Raw genomic sequence first — 19,897 nt, forward strand, 5'->3', positions numbered from 1 at the left:
GCCTCCTCGCGCCAGGATCAGGCGGCGGCGTAAAGGCGGCTGCGGCCCCGGGCGCGCATGACGAGCGGGACGCCGCCTGACGGGCTCAGCGTCAGATTGCGGCGCACGGGGCGGGGCGGGCGCTCGTCGAGCAGGCGGAACTCCCATGCCGACAGCGCCACGCCGAGCACGATCTTCATCTCGAACATCGCGAAGGCCGCGCCGATGCAGCGGCGGTGTCCGCCGCCGAACGGCAGGTACTCGAACGGGGAGAACTTTCGCTCCAGGAAGCGCTCCGGCCTGAACCGGGACGGCTCGGGGTAGAGCTCCGGGTGGTGGTGCACGAGGAGGATGCAGGGCGCCACCCCTGTTCCCGGCGGGAGCTCGTGCTCGCCGAGGCGGAACGGCTGCGCCAGGAGGCGCGGGGACTCGGTGACGATCGGATAGACGCGCAGCGCCTCCTTGCACACGGCGTCCAGGTAGGGCAGGGCAGCGAGGCGCTCGGGGTCGGGCTCCGGGCCGAGGGCGTCGATCTCGTCGCGGAGGCGCGCGAGGACGCCGGGGTGGCGGTGCACGTGATCGAGGGCCCACGCGAGGGCGAGCGCCGTGGTCTCGTGCCCGGCGAACAGCAGCGTCCGGAGCTCATCGAAGATGGCCTGATCACTCATGCGCGATCCGTCGTCGTAACGGGCCGAGACCAGGAGGCTCAGGATGTCGTCGCCCGGCGCCGAGCGCGCCCGCTCGATCTGCCCGCGGAACAGGGCCTCCAGGTCGCCGACGCGCCGGCGGAAGCGCGCGTAGGGGCCGACGCCGCCGAGCTCCCGCTGCAAGGGCGGCAGGAAGGTCAGCGCCGGGGTCAGCGCGTCGGTCATGGCGACGACGGCCCGAGCGAACGCGCTCGTTCGAGACGGCTCCTCCACGCCGAAGACGGCGCGGATGATGACGTCGAGCGAGATCGCCTGCGTGAGCTCCTGGGCGATGGCGCGGGGCGCGCGCGCCGCCTCGGTGAGCCGGCGCGCGGCGGTGTCCGCCATCGCCGCCGCGTAGGCGCGCATGCGATCGCCGTGGAACGGCGGCGTCAGCAGCTTCCGCTCGCGCCTGTGGCGCTCGTCCGAGAGCATGAGCAGCGAGTGCTCCCCCACGAGCGGCGCGATCGCCTTGGTGGCGAAGGGAAGGAAGGTCTCGGGCGGCGCCGTCAACACGTCCTGCACCGTCCTGGGGCCTCCGGCGATCACGACGTCGCCGCTGACCACGGGGACGTTGAAGACATCGCCGTAGGTGGCGGCGCAATGCGTGAGGAACTCGAACGGACGGGTGAGGAACTTGTAGGTCGTAAGAAGTCGGCTGCGCGGGCCTCGGGGCAACTGGCTCATGGCGTACCTCGGCGGGGGCTCGATCCCGAGGGCGCGCGGCGCCTCGCCGGGATCGGCGCAAGGATGGGCTCGGCGCGCCGCTGCGGCAGCGGCGTCGGGCGCCAATGTTGCGACGGACGGCGCCAGGCGGAGCGGCGCCGCGCGGTGTCCGCCCGACCAAGGCCACCGTGACCACCCCGTCTGGGTCGGCCGGCGCTAGCGCACTCGCCCCCCGAAGAGCCCGCCTGGGCCGCCGTCGGTGTGTTTATGCAATTTTCATGCCATAAACGAACGCCCGCCGAGCACCTGCAGGCGGGATCCGCTTACTATCACGTCCAGGTCCGGGTACTTGCGGGCGAAGTACTCCAGCGCCAGCCACGTGTGGCAGTGCCGGACGTCGGGCTGGCGCGCCGTGGGGCAGTTGCAACCCAGGAAGACGTCACCCTGCCGGGCCTCCTCCGCCAGCGCGTCGAAGCGCTCCCGTTGCTCCGCAAACCGCTCATCGAGCACCGCAAGGTAGGTGGCGCGAAACCTCTTGAAGCCAGCTTGCGAGGGGTCCGACAGGAACTCTTCGACGATCTCCGGGGTGGGCCTCAGGACGTGGTGCGTGTGTTTGCGCGTGTCGTACCGCTTGCCTTCTGGCAGCGGATCGTCCTCCCGACGGTGGCCGCGGACGATCTGGTAGCGTGCAAGCATAGGTGCTCATTCCTCCTGTCGTTCGTCGTTTGCAAACATCGGCCGTGAGGTCTCATGGCGGTCCGGACGAGGCGCGGCGCGCAGCACGAGGGCGCCGCTCACCGCGGCGCCGGCGCGCGCGCCACGCGGCCGCCCACGACCACCATGTCGATCGGCGTGTCGACGAGCGAGCGATCGGGCGAGAGATCGCGGCCGAGGACGGTCAGATCGGCCACGTAGCCAGGCGCGATCCGGCCCCGCTGGCCCTCGGCGAAGGCCGCGTACGCGGGCGTCGCGGTGAACGCCAGCACCGCCTCGTCGAGGTCGAGCCGCTCCTCGGGCATCCACCCGCCCGGGGGCTGGCCCGAGAGATCCTGCCGGGTCACGGCCGCGTAGAGGCCGAGCAGCGGTGATGCGTCCTCCACCGGGAAATCCGAGCCGAACACGAGGCGCGCGCCCGACGACAAGAGCGACCGCCAGGCATACGCGCCCTTCAGGCGATGGGCGCCGAGCCGCGCGGGCGCCCACGGCATGTCGCTCGTCGCGTGGGTCGGCTGCATCGAGGCGATCACCCCGAGCGCCGCGAAGCGCGGCAGATCGTCGGGCGAGAGGATCTGCGCGTGCTCCACCCGGAACCGCAGCGCCGCCGCCCGCCCCGGGCCGAGCGCCTCGAACGCGTCGAGCACGGCGCGGTTGGCGCGGTCGCCGATCGCGTGCACCGCGAGCTGGAAGCCCGCGTCCGCGACGAGCCGGGCCGCGCGCGCGAGGGCCTCGCGATCCATCATCAGGAGACCGCTCGTCGAGGGCTCGTCCGCGTACGGCGCGAGCAGCGCCGCGCCGCGCGAGCCGAGCGCGCCGTCGGCGAACAGCTTGACCCCGCGCAGCACGAACATCGCGGTGCCTGTCGGGTCCACGTCGGGCGCGCGCGCCTTCAGCCCCTCGAGGTTCCCGTCGCCCGCGAGGTACGCGGTGACGCGGATCGGCAGCCGCCCGGCGGCGGCGAGCGCGCGGTAGACGGCCACGGTCTCGTCGTCGATGCCCATCTCGTGCACGCCCGTGAGCCCGGACGAGAGCGCCTCGTCGGCCGCGCGCAGGATGCGCCGCTCGCGCACGGCGGGCGGGTCGGCCGGGACCTTGGCCTCGATGAGGCCCATCGCGTTGTCGATGAAGACACCCGTCGGCTCGCCCGCGGCGTCGCGCAGGATGCGCCCGCCCGGCGGATCCTGCGTGCCTCGGCCGACCCCGGCCGCGCGCATCGCCGCCGCGTTCGCCCAGAGCGCGTGCCCGTCGACGCGGCGCAACGCCACCGGGTGCTCCGGCGCCGCCGCGTCGAGCGGGGCGTGCGTGGGGAACGCGGCGCCCGGCCAGAGGTTCTGGTCCCAGCCGCGCCCGGTGATCCACTCGGCCCTCGGGCGGGCCTTCGCCGCCTCGGCCACGATCGCCGCCGCGTCCTCCGCGCTCCTGGCGCTGCGCACGCTCAGCGTCTCCAGCGCGACCCCGAGCCCGTAGAGGTGGGCATGCCCGTCGACGAGACCGGGCACGACCGCGCGCCCCGGCAGCTCTTCGACGCGCGTCCCCGGCCCGACGAAGGCCTTCGCGCCGGCCGCGCTGCCCACGAAGACGATCCGCTCGCCGCGCACGGCGACCGCCTCGGCGCGCGGGTTCCCGGGGTCCATGGTCCGGACGACGCCGGCCGTGATCACGAGATCTGCGGGCGCTTCGGGCGTTGACGTCGCGGCGGACAGGCCCGGCGAGGCACAGCCGGAGGCGAGGCTGCCGAAGAGGCTCAGGAGCGCCGCTCGGAGCGCGTTCGACATGAGCGCCACCCTAGCACCCGCATGGGGCGCGCAACGGCGGGCACGGGGCTACCAGAGGCTCAGCGTGACCGCGACGGTCAGCAGCGGCAGCGGCGCGAGCACCGCGATGAAGAAGACGAGGACGTCGATGCGCGCAATCCGCGCGCGCCCTCGCTCGAGCAGCCCGGCCTGCTCTCCGGCGACGATCTCGGCGCCGCAGAGATCCCCTCCGCGGTACGTGCCCCCGGACGTCGGTCCGAGGACCACGACCGGTCCGGGCGGCAAGCCGCGGTCTGCGGCGCGCACGGGAGGCGAGCCGTCCGCGAAGTCGAGCCAGCCGTTTTCCTCGAGCACCGCGACCCTCGCCCCCGCGATGCGCGCGAGGGCGCGGCGGGCACGCCAGCGGTAGCGGAGCAGCGCCGCGGAGAGCAGCGCTCCGCAGGCCGCGACGGCGATCGCGCGGCGGTGGGCGCCGAGCACGTCTGCGACGAGGCGCATGGGCGCGGGCGTCGCGAAGAACCGCGGCGCCGTGACGACGACCGGACCTGCTTCGCCGCCGCGATGGGCATCGTAGATCGCTCCGTCGAGCACGAGCAGCTCGCCCCGCTCGCGGTGGTTGGCGAACAGAGACGCTTCGCGAACGAGCGGCGACGCCTGGCGGATGACGAGAGAATCGCGGGGATTGATCCAACCCGGCTGCTGCCAGCACGCCTCGGGGTCGACCATCGTGTAAACGCCTCGCTGAGACAGCCACGTCACGAGGTGAGCGTCGAAAGGCCTCCCGGCCTCCTCCACATCGAGAAAACACCTCTCGGACAGGCTCGGGCACAACCGGCGCACGCCCAGTCGACCGATGGTCACGTCGTGGATGCGCGTCACGAGGGGCGGTCCGGACGGGTCCGACGGGCCCTCGGCGATCATCGAGGGCTCCCCCTCGACGGGCGGGACGACTCCGATGCTCGGAAGGGACGTGATGTGATGCTCCGGATCGGGCTCTCGTACGGCGTGAACGGTCGATACGGCAATGAGGCTCGTGGTCAGCGCGAGGACGGCGACGCTCGCCGCGTGGAGAGCGCGCGGCGGCACGTGGACCATGGTGCTCGCCATGGCAGCGAAGAACACCACCCCGAGGGCGCCGACGAGGGCGGACGTGAGCCCGAACACGCTCCCGATGGCCGGCAGCCACTCTCGCCATACGTGCCAGGAAGGGGGGATGTCGGGGCACGTCATCGCATCCCGGGTCACGCGGAAGAAAAGGTACGCGAGCGGAAGGACGAAGAGGGGAAGAGAGACGCGCACCGCAGGGCTGCGGGCCGCGGCGGTGACGCAGAGGAGCGCGACGAACAAGCCCGCCTCCACCACGAACCAGGGGACGGACACGTGCTTGCCCGTGAGGACGGCGAGTGCGACGCAGGGGCCAACCAGGACCCCCACGCACGCGGCGTGACCCCTCGGAGGGTCCGAGAAGAAAGAGGGGGGATGATCGCCCGGTGCCAGCATCAACGCTCCCTGAGCTTCACCGAGGTGCCCCGCCCGCTGCAGGACCACCTGGACGTCGAGGACCGCGCTGCACGCTGCGCGCCTCGGAAAAACGCGCTTCGGTCTGCATGTCCGACGATCCCATGGGGCGCCGATCGCCGTCAAGGAGGCCGCCGGATCGCGACGGACGGGCGCTCGACTCCTCGGGCTCGTGCACCGAAGGCACCGCGCTCCCTTCACGGCCTGCGGGACGTAGGCGGCGCGGGCGGCGCCGACCCGTCGAACGAGCACAGAGCCTGCGCGGGCCGCGGCCTCCCGGGCCAGAGAGCACCTGAGAAGACACGTGGTGGAGGCTCGCGCCGTCGGCGTGGGGGCTCAGACCTCCACCGCGCCGCGCGGGCGCCCCCCCGGCGCCGCGCGGTGGAGCGCGAAAACCACGAAAGAAGCCGTCATCCCCGTGGATCCTGGGCGCGCCGGGGGCGGCCCGAAGCGCCCCGACAACCTGGCCTGCCGGTTGCTCTATCGGGATGCGACGCCGCGAGACAGCGACGAGGGCCACCCGGGCGATTCGGTATCGCCAGAGGCGGCTGACACGCGATCTCGTGAGCGTGAACCCCGACCCAAGGAACCACCACCATGAAGCTCAAGAACCTGCTCCTCTGCTCGCTCATCTCGTCCTTCTCGCTCGTCGGCTGCATCGCCGAGCCGCTCGACGGCGACAGCGCCGATGAGGGAGCGAGCGACGCCGCCGAGGTCGTCGGTGAGGGCGCCGAGGCGATCATCGGTCCTGGCGGCGATGACGGCGGCGGCCCGGTCACGAAGTCCGTGAACCTCTCGTGCTCGATCACCTATCCCAGCATCTTCAACCCGAACGCGGCGATCAAGAACACGTCGTTCTTCGGCGTTCCGGACTCGGCGAAGATCACCTTCACGGTCACGCACTACTACGGCGATCCTGGGCCCTACACGCGCTCGGTCACCGGGCCGCTCGCCAAGGGCCAGACCAAGCTCGTCCCCCTCACGCACCCCGGCGCGCTCGACGCCTACGGCTGCACCGCCAAGGCCACCTGGACCCTCCTCGACTGAGCCCGACCCTGCTGGTTCATTTCCGGGAAATTCACAGGGAGGCGGGGAGAAGGGGAGTAGAATCCCACCCATCTCCCTGCCTCCCCCGAACGAACCGCTCGCGACCGGAATGGTGATGCTGGATCCGCACTTATCCACGCATCGAAGGAGCCCGTTCACGACACGCTGGGCGACGCCTCGCTCCCGTTTCTCAGCGCATCGCACCTCATCGCCGGAGGAGGCGGAGCGCGGCCACGAGCCAGAGGCGCTCTCCGGGCTGGCGCACCGTGGCCAGGTAGAGCGTGCCGCCCCGGCGAGGGGCTCGAGGGCGCGGTGTCGGCTCAGGTAGCGATCGAGGGGCAGGACGCTCCCTGGCTCGCACGCCCCGTGTTGCTTCTCCAGGCCTGCGAGCGCGGCGGCGCTGATGATCGCGAGTACGCTTGCCATGAACCGATGCTATCTCCGGAGGCGGCCCCGAAGGGCGAGCGGATGCGCTCTCGAAAGCGGGCTCCGCGAGGGCAAGCTCGGCTCGTCCACGCAAGGCCGTTCCTCTCGAATCAGCTGGTGAATACAGCGTTATGTATCCCAGGAGGAAGGCGGTTCGCGCAAGGGACCTTCTGTCACCTGAGGTGAGCGCGGCGATCCGCGCTTCCTCGGTCGGTCGTCCCCCTGGATCGGTCGCCCTCGGCGTGGTCGCACCCAGGAATCGCCTTTTCTTGTACATGGCGCTGTGTTTGCCTGGGGGCGCCCGCCCGATCGGTCGGGCGAGGAGGACGTGGACCATGCGCAAGCTATGGGTGGCTCCGGTGATGGCGGCGGCGGCGCTGATGACTGCGCCACGACCCGCTGAGGCGTGCGGCGGATTCTTTTGCGGGCGACAGCCGGTGGACCAGACCGCGGAGCGGATCTTGTTCGCGACGAACCAGGATGGCTCCGTCACGATGGTGACGCAGATCCAGTACGCGGGCGCGGCGCCGGACTTCGCCTGGGTGGTTCCGCTGGCCGAGGTGCCAGCGGTGGAGAGCCTCGCTGTGTTCCCGCAGCTTGCGCTCACCGCCCTCGATTCAGCGACGGGCCCGCAGTTCCAGTGGCCCGACGACCCGAGCTGCTACCCCGCCTTCCCCGAAGCGGCGGGAGGCGGGCCCACCGCGGACGGCACCGACGACGGCGACGTCACGGTGCACATCCGGGAAGAGGTCGGGCCGTACGACGTGGCCGTGGTCGAGTCGACCGATCCGGCGGCGCTCATCGGCTGGCTTCGCGACAACAACTTCCGCGTCAACGACGCGATGGCGCCGTACATCGGCATCTATACGAGCGAGGGGATGAAGTTCCTCGCGCTCCGGCTCCAGCCGGACGCGGCGGTCACCGACATCCAGCCGTTCCGCTTCACGCTACCCTCGGGGTCGCCGTCGATCCCGATCCGGCTGACGGCGATCGCCGCCGAGCCGGAGATGGGCATCACCGTGATGATCCTCGGCGACCGGCGCTATGGGCCGGCCAACTGGCCGGACGTCGAGATCGACGACAACCAGATCGTCTGGAGCGCGAACCAGTGGCCGGTGCAGACGAACTGGACGGCGCTCGTCGCGCGCGGCGTCGACGAGGCCGGCGGTCGCGGCTTCGTCACGGAGATGAGCGGACCGACGGCCGGCATCGCCGAGCAGGTCCGCAACACGATGAGCTCGGACGAGCAGCAGGTGGCTGCGCGCGACGCGCTGCTGCCGCTCCTGGAGGGCAACGCGACCATCACCCGGCTCTATACCCGCCTGTCGCCCGAGGAGATGACTGTCGATCCGATCTTCCGGCGCACCGACGGTCCCGTGGTGTCGAACACCCGCCTGCTCCCGCGCTACGTCGATGACCGCGACCTGTGCGTCGCGCCGGGCGCCGAGGCTGCCGGCGCCGCGTCGCCTTGCGACTTCGCGGCGTGCGGCGCAGGCGGCCTGTGCCGCGTCGTCGAGGGCGTAGGCGGCACCCAGCCCGTCGCCGCCTGCGCGTGCGTGCCCGGTACGACCGCGCGCACCACGTTCGATCCGTCGGGTCGTCCGACGGTGACCTGCCAGGACCTCCGCATGTCGTTCCTCAACCCGGGTGACCGGGCGCTCCCTGACGCGCCGCCGCTCGCGGATCCTTGCGCGACGTTCGATTGCGGCGCGAACGGCGAGTGCGTGCCCATGAACATGACGCCGACCTGCCGCTGTTCGACCGGCTATGTGGCGGTAGGCGCGATCGCCGCCGACGGCAGCCGCGCGACGACCTGCGTGCTTCCCGACGAGCCCGTCCCCGCGTCCTTCTACGACCGGCGCGTGCCGCAGCTGCCCGATTCGCTGCCGGGTGGCCGACCTGTCGATGTGCCGCCCCCCGCCGTCGCGGCCGCCTCTGGAGGCTGCAACGCCGGCGGCCATGCTGGCAGCGCCGTCGGCCTCAGCGGCGCGTTGCTCGGGCTGCTGGTGGCCGCGCGCCGCCGCCGGCGCTCGTAGGAGCCCGTGCCGTGGCCTGCTCGCCCTCCGCCGCCGGTTTCGCCGTGCTCCTCGCGCTCGCCCCTGGCTGTGGCGGCGGGGACGAGCTGCCGGCGCAGGGTATCGCCGAGCTCGGCACCGGCGAGTGGCAGTTCGAGCCGCTCGCCGACGGCCAGGAGGTCGAGCTCGCCCACGGCGCGCAGGGCGGCTGGCACGTGTGGACCAGCGTCCGGACGCTCGGCCTGGAGCCCGAGGGCGCAGAGCTCGAGGTCACGACGACCGTGATCGGCGATCCGTCCTCGGCGACGACCAGCCGGGGGAGGATCGAGCTCGAGGAGCTCGAGGACGGCCGGTGCGAGTTCATCGGATGGCCGGCCGTGCTCCGCGAGCCAGCTTGTGCCATCGGCCAACCGCTCCGGATCAGGGGGGTGGTGACCGACGCGCGAGGCACGGTTGCGACCGCCGAGCGGCTGGTGCACCCCCGATGGGACGGCGACGAGGCCTGTGCTGGGCGGCCATAGGGCCCGAAATCCACATCGCCAGTCTGGGCCAGCAGCTCTGGGGCAGAGCCGGCCGTCCGGTCAGCCGCTCCGGCGCTTCGCCGCCGTCCTGGAAGAGCGACGCTATACGAGTAGATTACCCGCCCATCGAAGGGGCCGCCCTCGCCCCGCAGCAGCTGCGGGAACACGCAGCCGGAATCGTTCATGAGGCGATCGGCCGGCTGCTCGGCCTGGTGCCAGCACGGGAGGGGAGAGAGAGGTCGCGCCGACGGTAGCAAGCCGCATTGACGAGGCGCCCGGATAGGACAATAGGACACGAGGACAGGAGATGCCTCAGAAGGTGGGCATCACGTGGCCCGGCTCGCCCTTGTGAAACCAATTGACGCGTGGTAACCTCGGGAGTACGGAAAGCCCACCATGCCGTCTGTCCACCTGACGCGCCACCTCTACACCTTCTTCCCGCACCTCGAAGGTCAACACCTGATCGTCGAGGCGTCGACAGCGGGTGAGGTCGTAGCGGCCCTGGAGCGGCTCGCGCCCGGCATCGGCTTCTACATCTGCGACGAGCGCGGCCGCTTGCGGACGCACGTCAACATTTTCGTCGGCAAGCAGATGATCCGCGACCGCAAGGGACTCACAGACGCCGTCGCTGCCGACGACGAGGTCCACATTCTGCAAGCGTTGAGCGGAGGGTAAATGGCAAGCCGTATCCTGGTAGGCACGCGAAAAGGCACCTTTGTCGTCGAAAAACAGAACGGCTCGTGGAAGCCGCGCCTCGCGGGCCATGCCGGCGGCGGCGTCAACTATGTCGCGCGCGATCCCTACACGGGCAAACTCTGGGCGCTGCTCGGCTTCGGCCATTGGGGGGCCAAGCTGTCCGTCTCGACGGATGAAGGCGAGACCTGGAATGACAACCCCGCCCAGATCAAATATCCCGAGGGCGCTCGCTACATCGGCCAGGACATGTACGAAGACGCCGGCAGCGAGCTCGGCGTCGGCATGAAGATCGTCACGCGCCCGGCCACGGTGCAAAAGCTCTGGATCATCGGCTTCGGCCCGGGTGGCGCGGTCTACGTGGGCACCATTCCGGGTGGCTTGTTCGTCAGCCGCGACGGCGGCGCCTCCTTCGAGCTCAACCGGCCGCTCTGGAACCACGAGTCACGCGGCGGCGACCTGTTCACAGGCGCGGGCAAAGGCGAGACGAAATGGTTTGGCACACCGGCCTCCGAGGGGGGCGAGTTCGCCCCGGGCATTCACTCCATCGTGGTGGACCCGCGTAACCCGAAGCGAATGCTCGTCGCCGTGTCCACGGCGGGCGTCATCGAAACAACGGACGGTGGAGAGACATGGCAACCGCGCAACAGCGGCATGCGGCTCGATCACACGCCCGAACCAGACGCCGAGTGGGGCCACGATACGCATTACATCGAGCAATGCGAGGGCGATCCCGACCATGTCTGGCAACAGAACCACGTTGGGATCTACTACAGCAGCGACGGCGCAAAGAGCTGGCGCAAGGTGAGCCGCCCAGAGCAAGGCGTGCATTTCGGCTTCCCCATTACAGCGGACGCGAGGGACGGACGCACGGCGTGGGTCGTCCCCGGGAAGTCGGACATGCAGCGAATCACCGTCGACGGCGCGCTCTTCGTGGCTCGCACGAAGGACGGCGGTGAGACCTGGGAGCAACTCCGCCGGGGTTTGCCCCAAGAGCAAGCCTACGACGTCATCTACCGCCACGCGCTCGCCAACAAGGACGGCACTGTGGCATTCGGCACCACCACGGGCAATCTCTACGTGAGCGATGACGGCGGAGAGGGTTGGGCGACCGTCGCCAATAACCTGCCGCCGATCTATTCGGTGCGCATGGCGTGACATGTTGGTTGGTCAGGAAAGGCGGACTACAGATAGATCCCGCTTCCGCGACCGCTGCCGTCTCCGCCCGGGGACTCGTACGCTTCATGCGCCGCCGCACGGCGTACTGCCTCGTCGAACGACGATGGTTTTACGTCGAAGACGCCTGCGAGGGTGGCAAGGACGGGGCCCTCGTTCAGCGCGCCTGCCCTCGTCACATGCCCAGGTAAACCGGACGCAGAACCCGCGCCAAGCGGCTGTTGCTGTGGACCTGAAACCCTGACCGACAAGACGAGCGTCCGGCATGCTCCTCAAGATCCTCATCGTCCTTTTGCTCGCGCTGCCAACTCTGTTCTCCCTCTACGTCTTTTCGATCGAGGGGACGAAGCTGCTCAGACCGCTGGCGTTTGCCTTCACGCTGACTTCTGCGCTCTACGTCCTTGTCATCCGTGTCGTTCGCGTCCGTCGCCCTTCCACGCCGTACCTCGGTTTCTGGATCGTGTTGCCCATCTGCTCGGCGCTCATTCTCGCTTGCGTGGTCATGGCTCTCTCCGTCGTCGGTCATTGAAGAGCGTGAACCCGCACGACGGGATGGTCTGCTGCCATCACGGCGTCCGCAGCCGGAGCGGGGCTGCCGGCGGACGCCGCTCGTCATCGACCGGTGTTTGCGGCGGGATTCCTGATACCGGAGCTACCGGGCGCGGGCGCGCCGGTACTCTCCCGGTGTCGTGCCTGTCCAGCGACGGAAGCTGCGGTAGAAGTGGCGGGGCTCGCCATAGCCGAGCAGGAACGCGATCTCCTGGAGCGCGAGGTCAGGCCGGCGGACGAGATCGAGCGCCTTCACCCGCCGGGCCTCGTCGAGCTGCGCCGTGAACGAGGTGCCGATGTCCTTGAGCGCGCGCTGGAGCGACCGTGTGCTCATGCCCAGAGCGCGCGCGATCCCCTCCTGGTCCACGTCGCCGCGGTCGAGCCGCTCGTCGATGCGGGCGCGCACGCGCGCGTCGAGCGTCGCGGCGCCGGCAGGCGCGGCGCGCGCGGCGAGGAGCTGCTCGGCGTGGCGAACGAGGTAGTCGCGGACCGACGGGTCCGCGCCGACCAGGGGCGCGTCGAGCAAACGCGCCTCGTAGACGAGGCCCGTCGCGCCCGCCTCGAAGCGGGCAGGGGCCCCGATCGTCTCCTCGTAGAGCGACGGCGGGTGCCGTCGAGGATGGCGGAACAGCGCCTCGATCGGCCACGCCGAGCCGCCGAGGTAGAGCGCGATGAAGCGCGCGAGCGTCGCGATCATCATCTCGATCGGCTCGGCCATGGCGACGACGCGCGGCTCGTGCTCGAGCGCGAGGCGGGCGACCCCGCCGTGCTCCTCGAGGGTGACGCGGAGGTGCGGGTCCATCAGCCGGCAGAAGCGGCCATAGACGGCGACGCCGTGCCGCAGGGTCTCGCTGTGGCGAAGGACGTGCCCCACGATGCCGACGACCGACACCGGGATGCAGCGCGCATAACGCAGCCCGAGCGGCTCGCCGGGGAGGCGCTGGAGAAGGAGCTCCCACAGCGAGAAGAGCGATGCATACGGCACGAGCTCGTCGGGCGCGGCGAGGACCTCGGGCGCGACGCCGGCGGCCCGGAGGAGATCCTCCTGCGGAATTCCGCACGACGAGGCGAAGGCGATGAGCCCGGCGGGCATGGATGCGAACACGAGATCGCCGTCGGACATGGCGTGCGCCGAGGATAGCGCAGCCGCCCGGGGGCCCGGCGCCGAACCCGTCGCGCTCGATCGCCGCGGGCCCTCCGAGGCCCCCGCCGCCTCGCTGTCCAGGGCCGCTCGAGCGTCCACTCGAGCGTCTAGGCAAGGCGCGTTGCGTGGGACGACGAGAGCGCGTGCTGCGGTGTGGCTCAGGGCGCTGCCGGAGGACCTTCCCGGCAGGGCGCCACCCGGTCTGCGCCGCCGAAGAACTCTCCCGCGAGCAGCGACCACGCCCGCGCGTTCTCCGGCGGGCCGCACTTGAACGGCGCCTTCGCGAGCCGCTTGCCGCGGAGCGCCGCGCGCTGCTCGCGGTAGTAGCGGATCGCCAGCTCGGCGGCGTACTCCACCACGCCGTTTCCAGGCTGGAACGAGTAGTACGTGCCGCCCTTCACGAGGGTCTCGTTCGGCGAGTACGGCGTGAGGCAGGTGATCCTCGTCCCGCAGCGCGCGACGATCCCGTCGTAGATCGGCGAGAGCGCCGCCTGGGACCACCCGCCGTGGGCGCCGTCGTTCAGGTGGAAGAGCTCGTGGAAGAGCGTCTCCCGCACGTCGTCCGCGGAGCGGTGGAGCGAGCCGGAGAGGTTGTACGCGACCGTCCAGCCCGAGGCGTACGCGGAGGGCGTCCGCGCCCGCACGGACCGGAAGTACTTGAGCGCGAGTGCGCGGTGTCGATAGCGCACGGGCGAGCTGGCCCCGGCCGCGAGATCCGCGACGAAGGCGTCGAAGTCGGCGATGGCCGCGACCGTCCACTCGAGGTGGCGGCGCTCGGCGCGCACCGGCAGCTCCGGGACGAGGTGGAGCATGCCGCGGTAACCGCCATCCATCATGTGCTCCCGCTCCAGCCCGGCGACGCTGCCGTTCTGGTCGAAGAGCGCGGTCGCGCTCGCCGCGGCCTGCGGGTCGCCCTGGTAGCGGAGCGCGAGCAGGCAGCGGATGCGCTCGGTGCCCGGGCTGGGCGTGGCCGCCGTCCCGGCGTTCCCGCGCCGGCAGGCGTCGATGGCGTCCCGGTGGGCGGGGGCGTCGCCCGGGAACAGGATCGCCTCGGCCTCGTCGGCCGAGATGGCGGGGGCCGGCTCGGTTGAAGCGGGGGAGGGCGCGGCGCCCTGCGCGCCATCGGCCCGCGCCGCCCCCGAGGACGCGGCGGCGCCGGCTGGCCCGGGGCCTCCCGGGCCAGAGGGCACGCTGGTCACCGCGAGGGCTGGCGTGCCTGGCGGCGCCGCGGCCTTGCCGGCGGGGCCCGGAGGGCCGGGGCTCGCGGGGGCACACGCCGCGACGAGCACCGGCAACGCGAGGGTCACGACGGCGACGAGCGGCGTGGCCTCGGGGCGCATCCTGCCCAGGATGCCAGAACTCGGTGCGGCGATCATCCAGCGATGTCCGTCGGGGCAGGGGAGGACGCCCATCGAAGCGCAACGGGCTCTCTGCGACGTGAGCGCTGCCCACCCGCGCGCGCCGCAGCCGCACGCGGACAAGCCTGCTCCCGGAAGACGTGTCCCCGATGCGGGCCTTCTACGGCACCACCACGGTATCGTTCGTTTGCAGCGGCAGGTCCCCGCGGAGATCGCCTTTCCCGACGACCTCATCGAACACGAACGGAATCCTGCGCTCGCCGATCGCGTCGCGCCGGACGATCACCACCTCGTCGGGATCGGCGAAGCGCGTGAATCCGCCCGCGAGGGCGAGCGCCTGGAGCACGGTGATCTGCCCCCTCGGCGTGAACTCGCCGGGGCGCGACACCTCGCCCATCACGTAGACCCGGTAGCTGTGGAGCTCTGCCACCTCGACGCTGACGACCGGCTTTTCATGGTAGAATTTGGCGGCCTGCGTCGCGATGTCCTCGGCGATGCCCATGACGGTGCGCCCCGACGCCAGGACGTCGCCGACGAGCGGGATCGTGATGAACCCGTCGGGCCGCACCGTGACGCGCTGGCTCAGCGCCTCGTTCTTCCAGGCGCGCACCTCCAGCACGTCGCCGGGGCCGACGGCATAGGCGCTCGTCGCGCGGCGCTCCGCATCGAAATCGACGCGTGGTGCGCGCGCGCGCGCGCCGCAGCCCGGGAGCGCCATGAGGACCGTGAGCGCGGAGCAGAGCAGGGCAATCCGGACACAGCGGGAGCACATGCGGTTTCCAGCCTCCTTGATGGGATGGCGCTTCAGCAAGCGCCGATCCCGCGGCCGCGCTCCGCGCCTGCTCCGCGCGCGCGCACTGCCGCTCTTCCCGCGTGCCGCTCGGAGCCGCGGTGCTAGATCCGTCGCGCGGAAGGGGGGAATGCGCGCCGCGCCTCATCGCGCCCGCGCAGGGCGCCTCTGCGCGGCCGTCACGAGGGCGCGGCGCGGGCCGCCCGTGCGCGGCGCGCGCCACGCGAACGGCGCGCCACACCATGGCAGCGTGGGTCGTGTGCGCGCTGTGCGCGCTCGTCATCATCAAGCCGCAGGAGTTCATCCCCGCGCTCTCGGGGATTCCGCTCGTGCACGCGGCGTTCGGGATCACCCTTCTCTGCGTCGCCCTCGACGTCGTGTGGCGGCGGCTCAAGCCGGCGCTCGCGCCTCAGGTCGTCTATGCGCTCGCGTTCCTCGCCTGGGCGGCGCTGACCACCGCGCTGAAGCGCCCGGCCGCGCTCGAGGAGCGCGGCATGCAGCTCGCGACCGTCGCGGGCATCTTCGTCGCCGTCGCCGTCGCCGCCGCCTCGCCGCGAGGGCTGCGGGCGCTCGCGATCACGCTCGTCGGCTGCGCCGTCCTCACGACCGTGGTCGCGATCGTGCAGGCGTTCCAGCCCCACGGGTGCATGATCGCCGCGCCCGACGACTGGGAAGGCAAGGGCGAGCTCGAGCCGGATGGGCGCCCCTGCGAGACCAACCTCGACTGCCGCATCGAGGCGCCCGTGCCCGATGGCAACTACCGGTGCGAGCGCCCCGGGCCGCTCGGCACGTCGACCATCGATGGCCGCGTCCGCTACCGCGGCTCGCTCGCCGATCCCAACGAGCTCTCGCTGATGGCCGGAATATCGATCCCGCTCGCGATCGCGCTCGCCGAGCGGCGCGCCGGCCCGCGCCGGCCGCGCAGGTCCGTCCGCGGAGGCCCGCCCCCGTCGGCCGGCGGCGCTGCGCCAGGGCCGGCGCGGGCCGGCGGGGCGCGCCGCGCGCTGGCGCTGCCCGTCCTGCTCACGGATCGGCTGATCTCGCGCGTGGCCGGGGCGCTCCGCGCGCTCCCCGTGACGGCCATCATCGCGGCGATCGGCGCGATGGTCGTCCTGTCGCGCTCGCGCTCGGGCGTCATCGTGTACCTGGCGGTCCTCGGCATCAGCTTCATCCGGCGGAGCGGGACCCTCGGCGTCATCGCCGCCTGCTTCGTCGGGCCGCCCATGCTCCTGCTCGGGGGCCGGAGCGGCGACGAGGCGAGCGAGAGCTCGGGCGAGCGCGTCGAGCTGCTCCGGGAGGCGTTCGAGCTGATCCGCCGGACGAAGGGGATCGGCGTCGGCGCAGGGCAGTTCGGCGACGAGTCGTCGCTCGGCTTGACCGCCCACAACTCCTATCTCCTCGCCGCGGCCGAGACGGGCCTGCTCGGGATGTGCCTGTTCGCGCTCGCCCTGTACGCGTCGATCAAGGTGCCGCTGTCGATCTGGCTGGGCGACGTCGATGTCGGCCCCACGAGGCGGTTCGCGCCGGCGATCTTCGTGAGCCTGTGCGGCGCGCTGATCGGCATCTTCTTCCTCTCGTGGGCCTACAAGGACGTCCTCTACATGGTGTTCGGCGCCTCCGCCGCGCTCTACGGCGCCGCGCGGGCCGAGGACAGCCGCGTCGTGGTGCGCGTGTCCGGGAGGGAGGTCGCGCTCGTGTGCGGCGGGATGTCCTTGGTGCTCGTGCTGCTCAACGTCCTGCTCCGGTTCCTCGGGTGAGCGCGCCCGCCAGCGCCGGGCGCTCCGGGACGGTGGCGGCGCGGCCTCGCAGGTCGTCCAAGGACGGGAGCGCCCTGGAATGATGGTATGCTGGGCGGGATGTCGGCTCCCATTCGCAAGCCCGTCGACCCCGCCGCTGCGCCCATCCCGGTTGAGGCGCCGCGCGCCCCGACGGAGGCCCAGTGGGCTGCGATGTCACCCGCTCAGCGCCAGCAGGCGATCGCGGCGCTCGTCGACTCCGTGTCCCAGGAGGAGATCGACGAGCGCCTGGCCATGGCCGAAGGGGATCCGCATTTCGACGCCAAGGTGGAAGCGCGCGACACGCTCCGCGCCTGGTTCGGCCGGCGCGGGCGGCGCATCTACATCGGTGCCGAGATGAAGGTCCACTATCCGGGCGAGAAGGGCTTCACGCCCGACGTGATCGCGGTGACCGACGTCGATCCCGGCCCGCGCGTCTGCTGGATGGTCAGCGCCGAGGGCAAGGGGATCGACCTCGCGATCGAGGTGCACTACGCCGGCAACTGGCGCAAGGACTTCGTCGACAACGTCGCGCGCTACGCGACCCTCGGGATCCGTGAGTACTTCATCTACGACATCCCGCGCGGGCACCTCAAAGGTCACCGGTTACCGCCCACCGGCGAGCGGCGTTACGAGAGCATCCCCTCGCGCGCCGGGCGGTACCGATCGGAGGTCCTCGATCTGGATCTCGCCGTGGAGGCGGGGCGTCTCCGCTTTTACGCAGATACCGCCGAGCTGGTCACCGCCAGCGAGCTGGTGGGCAAGCTGGAAGGGATGATCGAGGCCGCCGAGGCCCGCATCGAGCAGGAGCAGGCGCGGGCGGAGCAGGCGGTAGGGCAGCTGTCGGCGGCGATCCTGATGCTGCTGAACGCGCGCGGCGTCCCGGCGAGCGAGGAGGCGCGGGGCCGGATCCTCGGCGAGACGGACGTCGACGTCCTGGGACGCTGGCTCCAGCGCGCGGCGACCGCGGCGGCGGTGGAGGAGCTGTTCCTGGGGTCGACCGGCCGCTGACGGAAGCCGGACCGGGGGCTCCCGGCTCAGCGTGATTTCCTGACGATGGTCCATTCTCGGCGTGGAACTGGCGATCTTCAGGCGAGCGACGCGGCATCAGGGAGCCACGTACGACGCATTCAGCGCCATCCGGAGCTCGGGTGTGTGCGCAGGCGCGAGATGCCTCTCAAGCAGGCGGCGCGCCCATTCCGAACGGCGTGACCGGCTGCACGATGCCGTTGCCACGCGCAGCACCTCGTGGTCTTTTGAGGATACCGTGTCTTCCCTCACCCAGCAGATCGCCGCGCTTCCTGGCCCGCTCCTCGCTCGCCTCCGGGCTCGCGGGTTCGACCCCGATCGCGTCGCCCGGTGGGCCGCGTCCATCGGCAAGGACCGGGACGCCCGCAACCGCCTCCAGGGCACGGTCGAGCCGCCCGCGCCCGGCGACATCGCCGACCTGCCCGCCGAGGGCACGCCCGAGCACGCCCGTTGCCGCGAGGCGGGCCTGGCCGCGCTGCGCCGGGGCGAGGTCGCCCTCTGCGTCCTCGCCGGCGGGATGGCCACCCGGATGGGCGGCGTGGTCAAGGCGCTCGTCGAGGTGCTGCCCGGTCGGACCTTCCTCGATCTGCGCCTCGCCGAGAGCGATCACCTCCGGCGCACGACAGGGGTCCCGGTCCCGCTGTGGCTGATGACGAGCGAGGCGACGAACGGACCGATCCGCGAGGCGCTCGGCCCGCGGCTCGATGAGCCGGGCGATCTGTGCGCCACGTTCGAGCAGCATGTCTCGCTGCGCCTGACCCCGGAAGGCGGGCTGTTCCTGGACGATGCGGGCGCGCCGAGCGTCTACGCCACCGGCCACGGCGACCTCCCGGACGCCCTCCGCGAGAGCGGCCTCCTCGGCCGCTTCATCGCCCGCGGCGGGAAGATCGTCTGGATCGCCAACCTCGACAACCTCGGCGCGACCGTCGATCCGGTCCTCCTGGGCTGGCACCTCGGCCACGGCGGGCCCCTCTCCGTCGAGGTGGTCGACAAGGGCGGCGACAAGGGCGGCGGGCCGCTGCGGTGGAACGGCCGACCGGTGATGGCAGAGGACTTCCGGCTGCCGGTCGGGTTCGATCCGAAGGTCGTGCCCGTCTTCAACACCAACACCTTCCTGGCGAGCGCCGAGGCGCTCGACGCGCTCGCGCTGGACTGGATCTATGTGGAGGTCGAGAAGAAGGTGGACGACCGCAAGGCGATCCAGTTCGAGCGCATCCTGAACGAGGTCACGTTCGGCCTGCCGGCCCGGTTCGTTCGCGTCCCGCGCGAGGGCCTCGCGGCCCGGTTCCTTCCCGTCAAGGACGTCGAGGAGCTGGAGCGGCGGAGGCCGGCGATCGAGGCGATCGCGCGCGCGCGCGGCTTCCTCGGCTGAGCCGAGGGCACAGGCCGCCGCGTCGCGGGGCGCGCGGCTGGCGAACGAACGTGTCTGTCGTCGTGAATCGATGCGTGTGACGAGGCGCTGCGCGCCGCCGAGGAGCGCCCGAGCGCGCGCTGGCGGACGGGAGGACTGGATATGACAGATGCGCAGACGGTCTCTCTGGACGCGGCGACGCAGGCGGATGCCGAGATCCTGTCCAACCTTCTCGAGCTGTACATTCACGATCTCAGCGAGGTGTTCCCCGCCGTCGAGCTGGGGCAGGACGGGCGCTTCGGCTACCCCAAGCTCCCTCTCTACTGGTCGGAGCGGGAGCGGCGGTTCGCGTTCCTCATTCGATGCGGCGGGCGCGTCGCTGGGTTTGTCCTGGCGGCGCGCGGCTCGCCGGCGGTGGAGGACCCGGACACCCTCGATGTGGCCGAGTTCTTCGTCCTTCGCCGCTATCGCCGCGCTGGCGTGGGCCGCCAGGCGGCGTGCCTCCTATGGAACGCGGTTCCCGGGAAGTGGACCGTGCGCGTCGCCGAGGGGAACCGGGGCGCTCTCGCGTTCTGGCGCGGCGTCGTCGCGGGGTTCACGAGCGGCGCCGTGACGGAGCTCGTGCGTCCTGGCCAGCCACACGCCTGGCGGGTGTTCTGCTTCGAGAGCGTGCCTGAGCGCGTCGCGCCCTGATCCCACGGCG

Annotated in this window: 17 protein-coding genes; 10 read left to right on the plus strand and 7 right to left on the minus strand. The window is 71.6% G+C overall.

The genetic code is table 11. From position 1 onward, the window contains the following. Window positions 1-17 precede the first annotated feature (17 nt). The 4 genes from WMF27_RS15565 to WMF27_RS15580 form a co-directional block, all read right to left on the minus strand. Window positions 18-1,352: a cytochrome P450 gene (locus WMF27_RS15565; RefSeq protein ID WP_437768096.1), complete on the minus strand. Its 1,335-nt coding sequence runs from the start codon at window positions 1,350-1,352 to the stop codon at window positions 18-20. Window positions 1,353-1,607: 255 nt separating this feature from the next. Continuing rightward, on the minus strand, window positions 1,608-2,027 hold the full coding sequence (locus tag WMF27_RS15570; RefSeq protein WP_437768095.1) for a hypothetical protein: 420 nt from the start codon (window positions 2,025-2,027) through the stop codon (window positions 1,608-1,610). 98 nt (window positions 2,028-2,125) lie between these two features. Continuing rightward, window positions 2,126-3,823: an amidohydrolase gene (locus WMF27_RS15575; RefSeq protein ID WP_437768094.1), complete on the minus strand. Its 1,698-nt coding sequence runs from the start codon at window positions 3,821-3,823 to the stop codon at window positions 2,126-2,128. Window positions 3,824-3,871: 48 nt separating this feature from the next. Continuing rightward, the gene (locus WMF27_RS15580; protein ID WP_437768093.1) at window positions 3,872-5,236 is read right to left on the minus strand and encodes a hypothetical protein; all 1,365 of its coding nucleotides are present in this window, start codon (window positions 5,234-5,236) and stop codon (window positions 3,872-3,874) included. A 681-nt stretch (window positions 5,237-5,917) separates the two neighbouring features. Here WMF27_RS15580 and WMF27_RS15585 point away from each other — a divergent pair. The 6 genes from WMF27_RS15585 to WMF27_RS15610 all read left to right on the plus strand — a co-directional run bounded on the left by WMF27_RS15585 (window position 5,918) and on the right by WMF27_RS15610 (window position 11,727). After that, window positions 5,918-6,367, plus strand: a complete 450-nt coding sequence (locus WMF27_RS15585) for a hypothetical protein (RefSeq protein ID WP_437768092.1) — start codon at window positions 5,918-5,920, stop codon at window positions 6,365-6,367. A gap of 806 nt (window positions 6,368-7,173) precedes the next feature. Continuing rightward, window positions 7,174-8,829, plus strand: a complete 1,656-nt coding sequence (locus tag WMF27_RS15590) for a DUF2330 domain-containing protein (protein WP_437944532.1) — start codon at window positions 7,174-7,176, stop codon at window positions 8,827-8,829. 11 nt (window positions 8,830-8,840) lie between these two features. Then, window positions 8,841-9,329: a hypothetical protein gene (locus tag WMF27_RS15595; RefSeq protein WP_437768090.1), complete on the plus strand. Its 489-nt coding sequence runs from the start codon at window positions 8,841-8,843 to the stop codon at window positions 9,327-9,329. A gap of 396 nt (window positions 9,330-9,725) precedes the next feature. Continuing rightward, a complete protein-coding gene (locus WMF27_RS15600; RefSeq protein WP_437768089.1) occupies window positions 9,726-10,004 on the plus strand; it encodes a MoaD/ThiS family protein in 279 nt (92 codons plus the stop codon). Beyond that, window positions 10,005-11,180 carry a WD40/YVTN/BNR-like repeat-containing protein gene (locus WMF27_RS15605; RefSeq protein WP_437768088.1) on the plus strand — a complete coding sequence of 392 codons (1,176 nt, stop codon included), beginning with the start codon at window positions 10,005-10,007 and terminating at the stop codon, window positions 11,178-11,180. It abuts the gene before it with no gap. Window positions 11,181-11,463: 283 nt separating this feature from the next. Next, window positions 11,464-11,727, plus strand: a complete 264-nt coding sequence (locus WMF27_RS15610) for a hypothetical protein (protein WP_437768087.1) — start codon at window positions 11,464-11,466, stop codon at window positions 11,725-11,727. Window positions 11,728-11,850: 123 nt separating this feature from the next. Here the strand turns inward: WMF27_RS15610 and WMF27_RS15615 are convergent, their stop codons facing one another. The 3 genes from WMF27_RS15615 to WMF27_RS15625 form a co-directional block, all read right to left on the minus strand. Next, on the minus strand, window positions 11,851-12,870 hold the full coding sequence (locus tag WMF27_RS15615; RefSeq protein WP_437768086.1) for an AraC family transcriptional regulator: 1,020 nt from the start codon (window positions 12,868-12,870) through the stop codon (window positions 11,851-11,853). Window positions 12,871-13,049: 179 nt separating this feature from the next. Beyond that, window positions 13,050-14,267 (minus strand): hypothetical protein, encoded by a 1,218-nt coding sequence (locus WMF27_RS15620; protein WP_437768085.1) that lies wholly within the window; start codon window positions 14,265-14,267, stop codon window positions 13,050-13,052. 142 nt (window positions 14,268-14,409) lie between these two features. After that, window positions 14,410-15,021 carry a polysaccharide biosynthesis/export family protein gene (locus tag WMF27_RS15625; RefSeq protein ID WP_437768084.1) on the minus strand — a complete coding sequence of 204 codons (612 nt, stop codon included), beginning with the start codon at window positions 15,019-15,021 and terminating at the stop codon, window positions 14,410-14,412. A 260-nt stretch (window positions 15,022-15,281) separates the two neighbouring features. Here WMF27_RS15625 and WMF27_RS15630 point away from each other — a divergent pair, with 260 nt between their 5' ends. The 4 genes from WMF27_RS15630 (at window position 15,282) to WMF27_RS15645 (ending at window position 19,887) form a co-directional block, all read left to right on the plus strand. After that, complete coding sequence (locus WMF27_RS15630) at window positions 15,282-16,796, plus strand: O-antigen ligase family protein (protein ID WP_437768083.1); 1,515 nt, start codon at window positions 15,282-15,284, stop codon at window positions 16,794-16,796. Between the two features lie 99 nt (window positions 16,797-16,895). Continuing rightward, window positions 16,896-17,825 (plus strand): Uma2 family endonuclease, encoded by a 930-nt coding sequence (locus WMF27_RS15635; protein ID WP_437768082.1) that lies wholly within the window; start codon window positions 16,896-16,898, stop codon window positions 17,823-17,825. 256 nt (window positions 17,826-18,081) lie between these two features. Continuing rightward, window positions 18,082-19,215 carry a UTP--glucose-1-phosphate uridylyltransferase gene (locus tag WMF27_RS15640; RefSeq protein ID WP_437768081.1) on the plus strand — a complete coding sequence of 378 codons (1,134 nt, stop codon included), beginning with the start codon at window positions 18,082-18,084 and terminating at the stop codon, window positions 19,213-19,215. Between the two features lie 141 nt (window positions 19,216-19,356). Next, window positions 19,357-19,887: a GNAT family N-acetyltransferase gene (locus WMF27_RS15645; RefSeq protein WP_437768080.1), complete on the plus strand. Its 531-nt coding sequence runs from the start codon at window positions 19,357-19,359 to the stop codon at window positions 19,885-19,887. Window positions 19,888-19,897 lie beyond the last annotated feature (10 nt).

The sequence above is a fragment of the Sorangium sp. So ce281 genome (genome assembly GCF_051527395.1).
Taxonomy (GTDB): domain Bacteria; phylum Myxococcota_A; class Polyangia; order Polyangiales; family Polyangiaceae; genus Sorangium; species Sorangium cellulosum_B.

Coding starts and splice junctions, on each gene's coding strand:
- WMF27_RS15565 (WP_437768096.1), bottom strand. CDS start 1,352: ATGAGCCAGTTGCCCCGAGGCCCGCGCAGCCGACTTCTTACGACCTAC.
- WMF27_RS15570 (WP_437768095.1), bottom strand. CDS start 2,027: ATGCTTGCACGCTACCAGATCGTCCGCGGCCACCGTCGGGAGGACGAT.
- WMF27_RS15575 (WP_437768094.1), bottom strand. CDS start 3,823: ATGTCGAACGCGCTCCGAGCGGCGCTCCTGAGCCTCTTCGGCAGCCTC.
- WMF27_RS15585 (WP_437768092.1), top strand. CDS start 5,918: ATGAAGCTCAAGAACCTGCTCCTCTGCTCGCTCATCTCGTCCTTCTCG.
- WMF27_RS15590 (WP_437944532.1), top strand. CDS start 7,174: ATGACTGCGCCACGACCCGCTGAGGCGTGCGGCGGATTCTTTTGCGGG.
- WMF27_RS15600 (WP_437768089.1), top strand. CDS start 9,726: ATGCCGTCTGTCCACCTGACGCGCCACCTCTACACCTTCTTCCCGCAC.
- WMF27_RS15605 (WP_437768088.1), top strand. CDS start 10,005: ATGGCAAGCCGTATCCTGGTAGGCACGCGAAAAGGCACCTTTGTCGTC.
- WMF27_RS15610 (WP_437768087.1), top strand. CDS start 11,464: ATGCTCCTCAAGATCCTCATCGTCCTTTTGCTCGCGCTGCCAACTCTG.
- WMF27_RS15615 (WP_437768086.1), bottom strand. CDS start 12,870: ATGTCCGACGGCGATCTCGTGTTCGCATCCATGCCCGCCGGGCTCATC.
- WMF27_RS15620 (WP_437768085.1), bottom strand. CDS start 14,267: ATGATCGCCGCACCGAGTTCTGGCATCCTGGGCAGGATGCGCCCCGAG.
- WMF27_RS15625 (WP_437768084.1), bottom strand. CDS start 15,021: ATGTGCTCCCGCTGTGTCCGGATTGCCCTGCTCTGCTCCGCGCTCACG.
- WMF27_RS15630 (WP_437768083.1), top strand. CDS start 15,282: ATGGCAGCGTGGGTCGTGTGCGCGCTGTGCGCGCTCGTCATCATCAAG.
- WMF27_RS15635 (WP_437768082.1), top strand. CDS start 16,896: ATGTCGGCTCCCATTCGCAAGCCCGTCGACCCCGCCGCTGCGCCCATC.
- WMF27_RS15645 (WP_437768080.1), top strand. CDS start 19,357: ATGACAGATGCGCAGACGGTCTCTCTGGACGCGGCGACGCAGGCGGAT.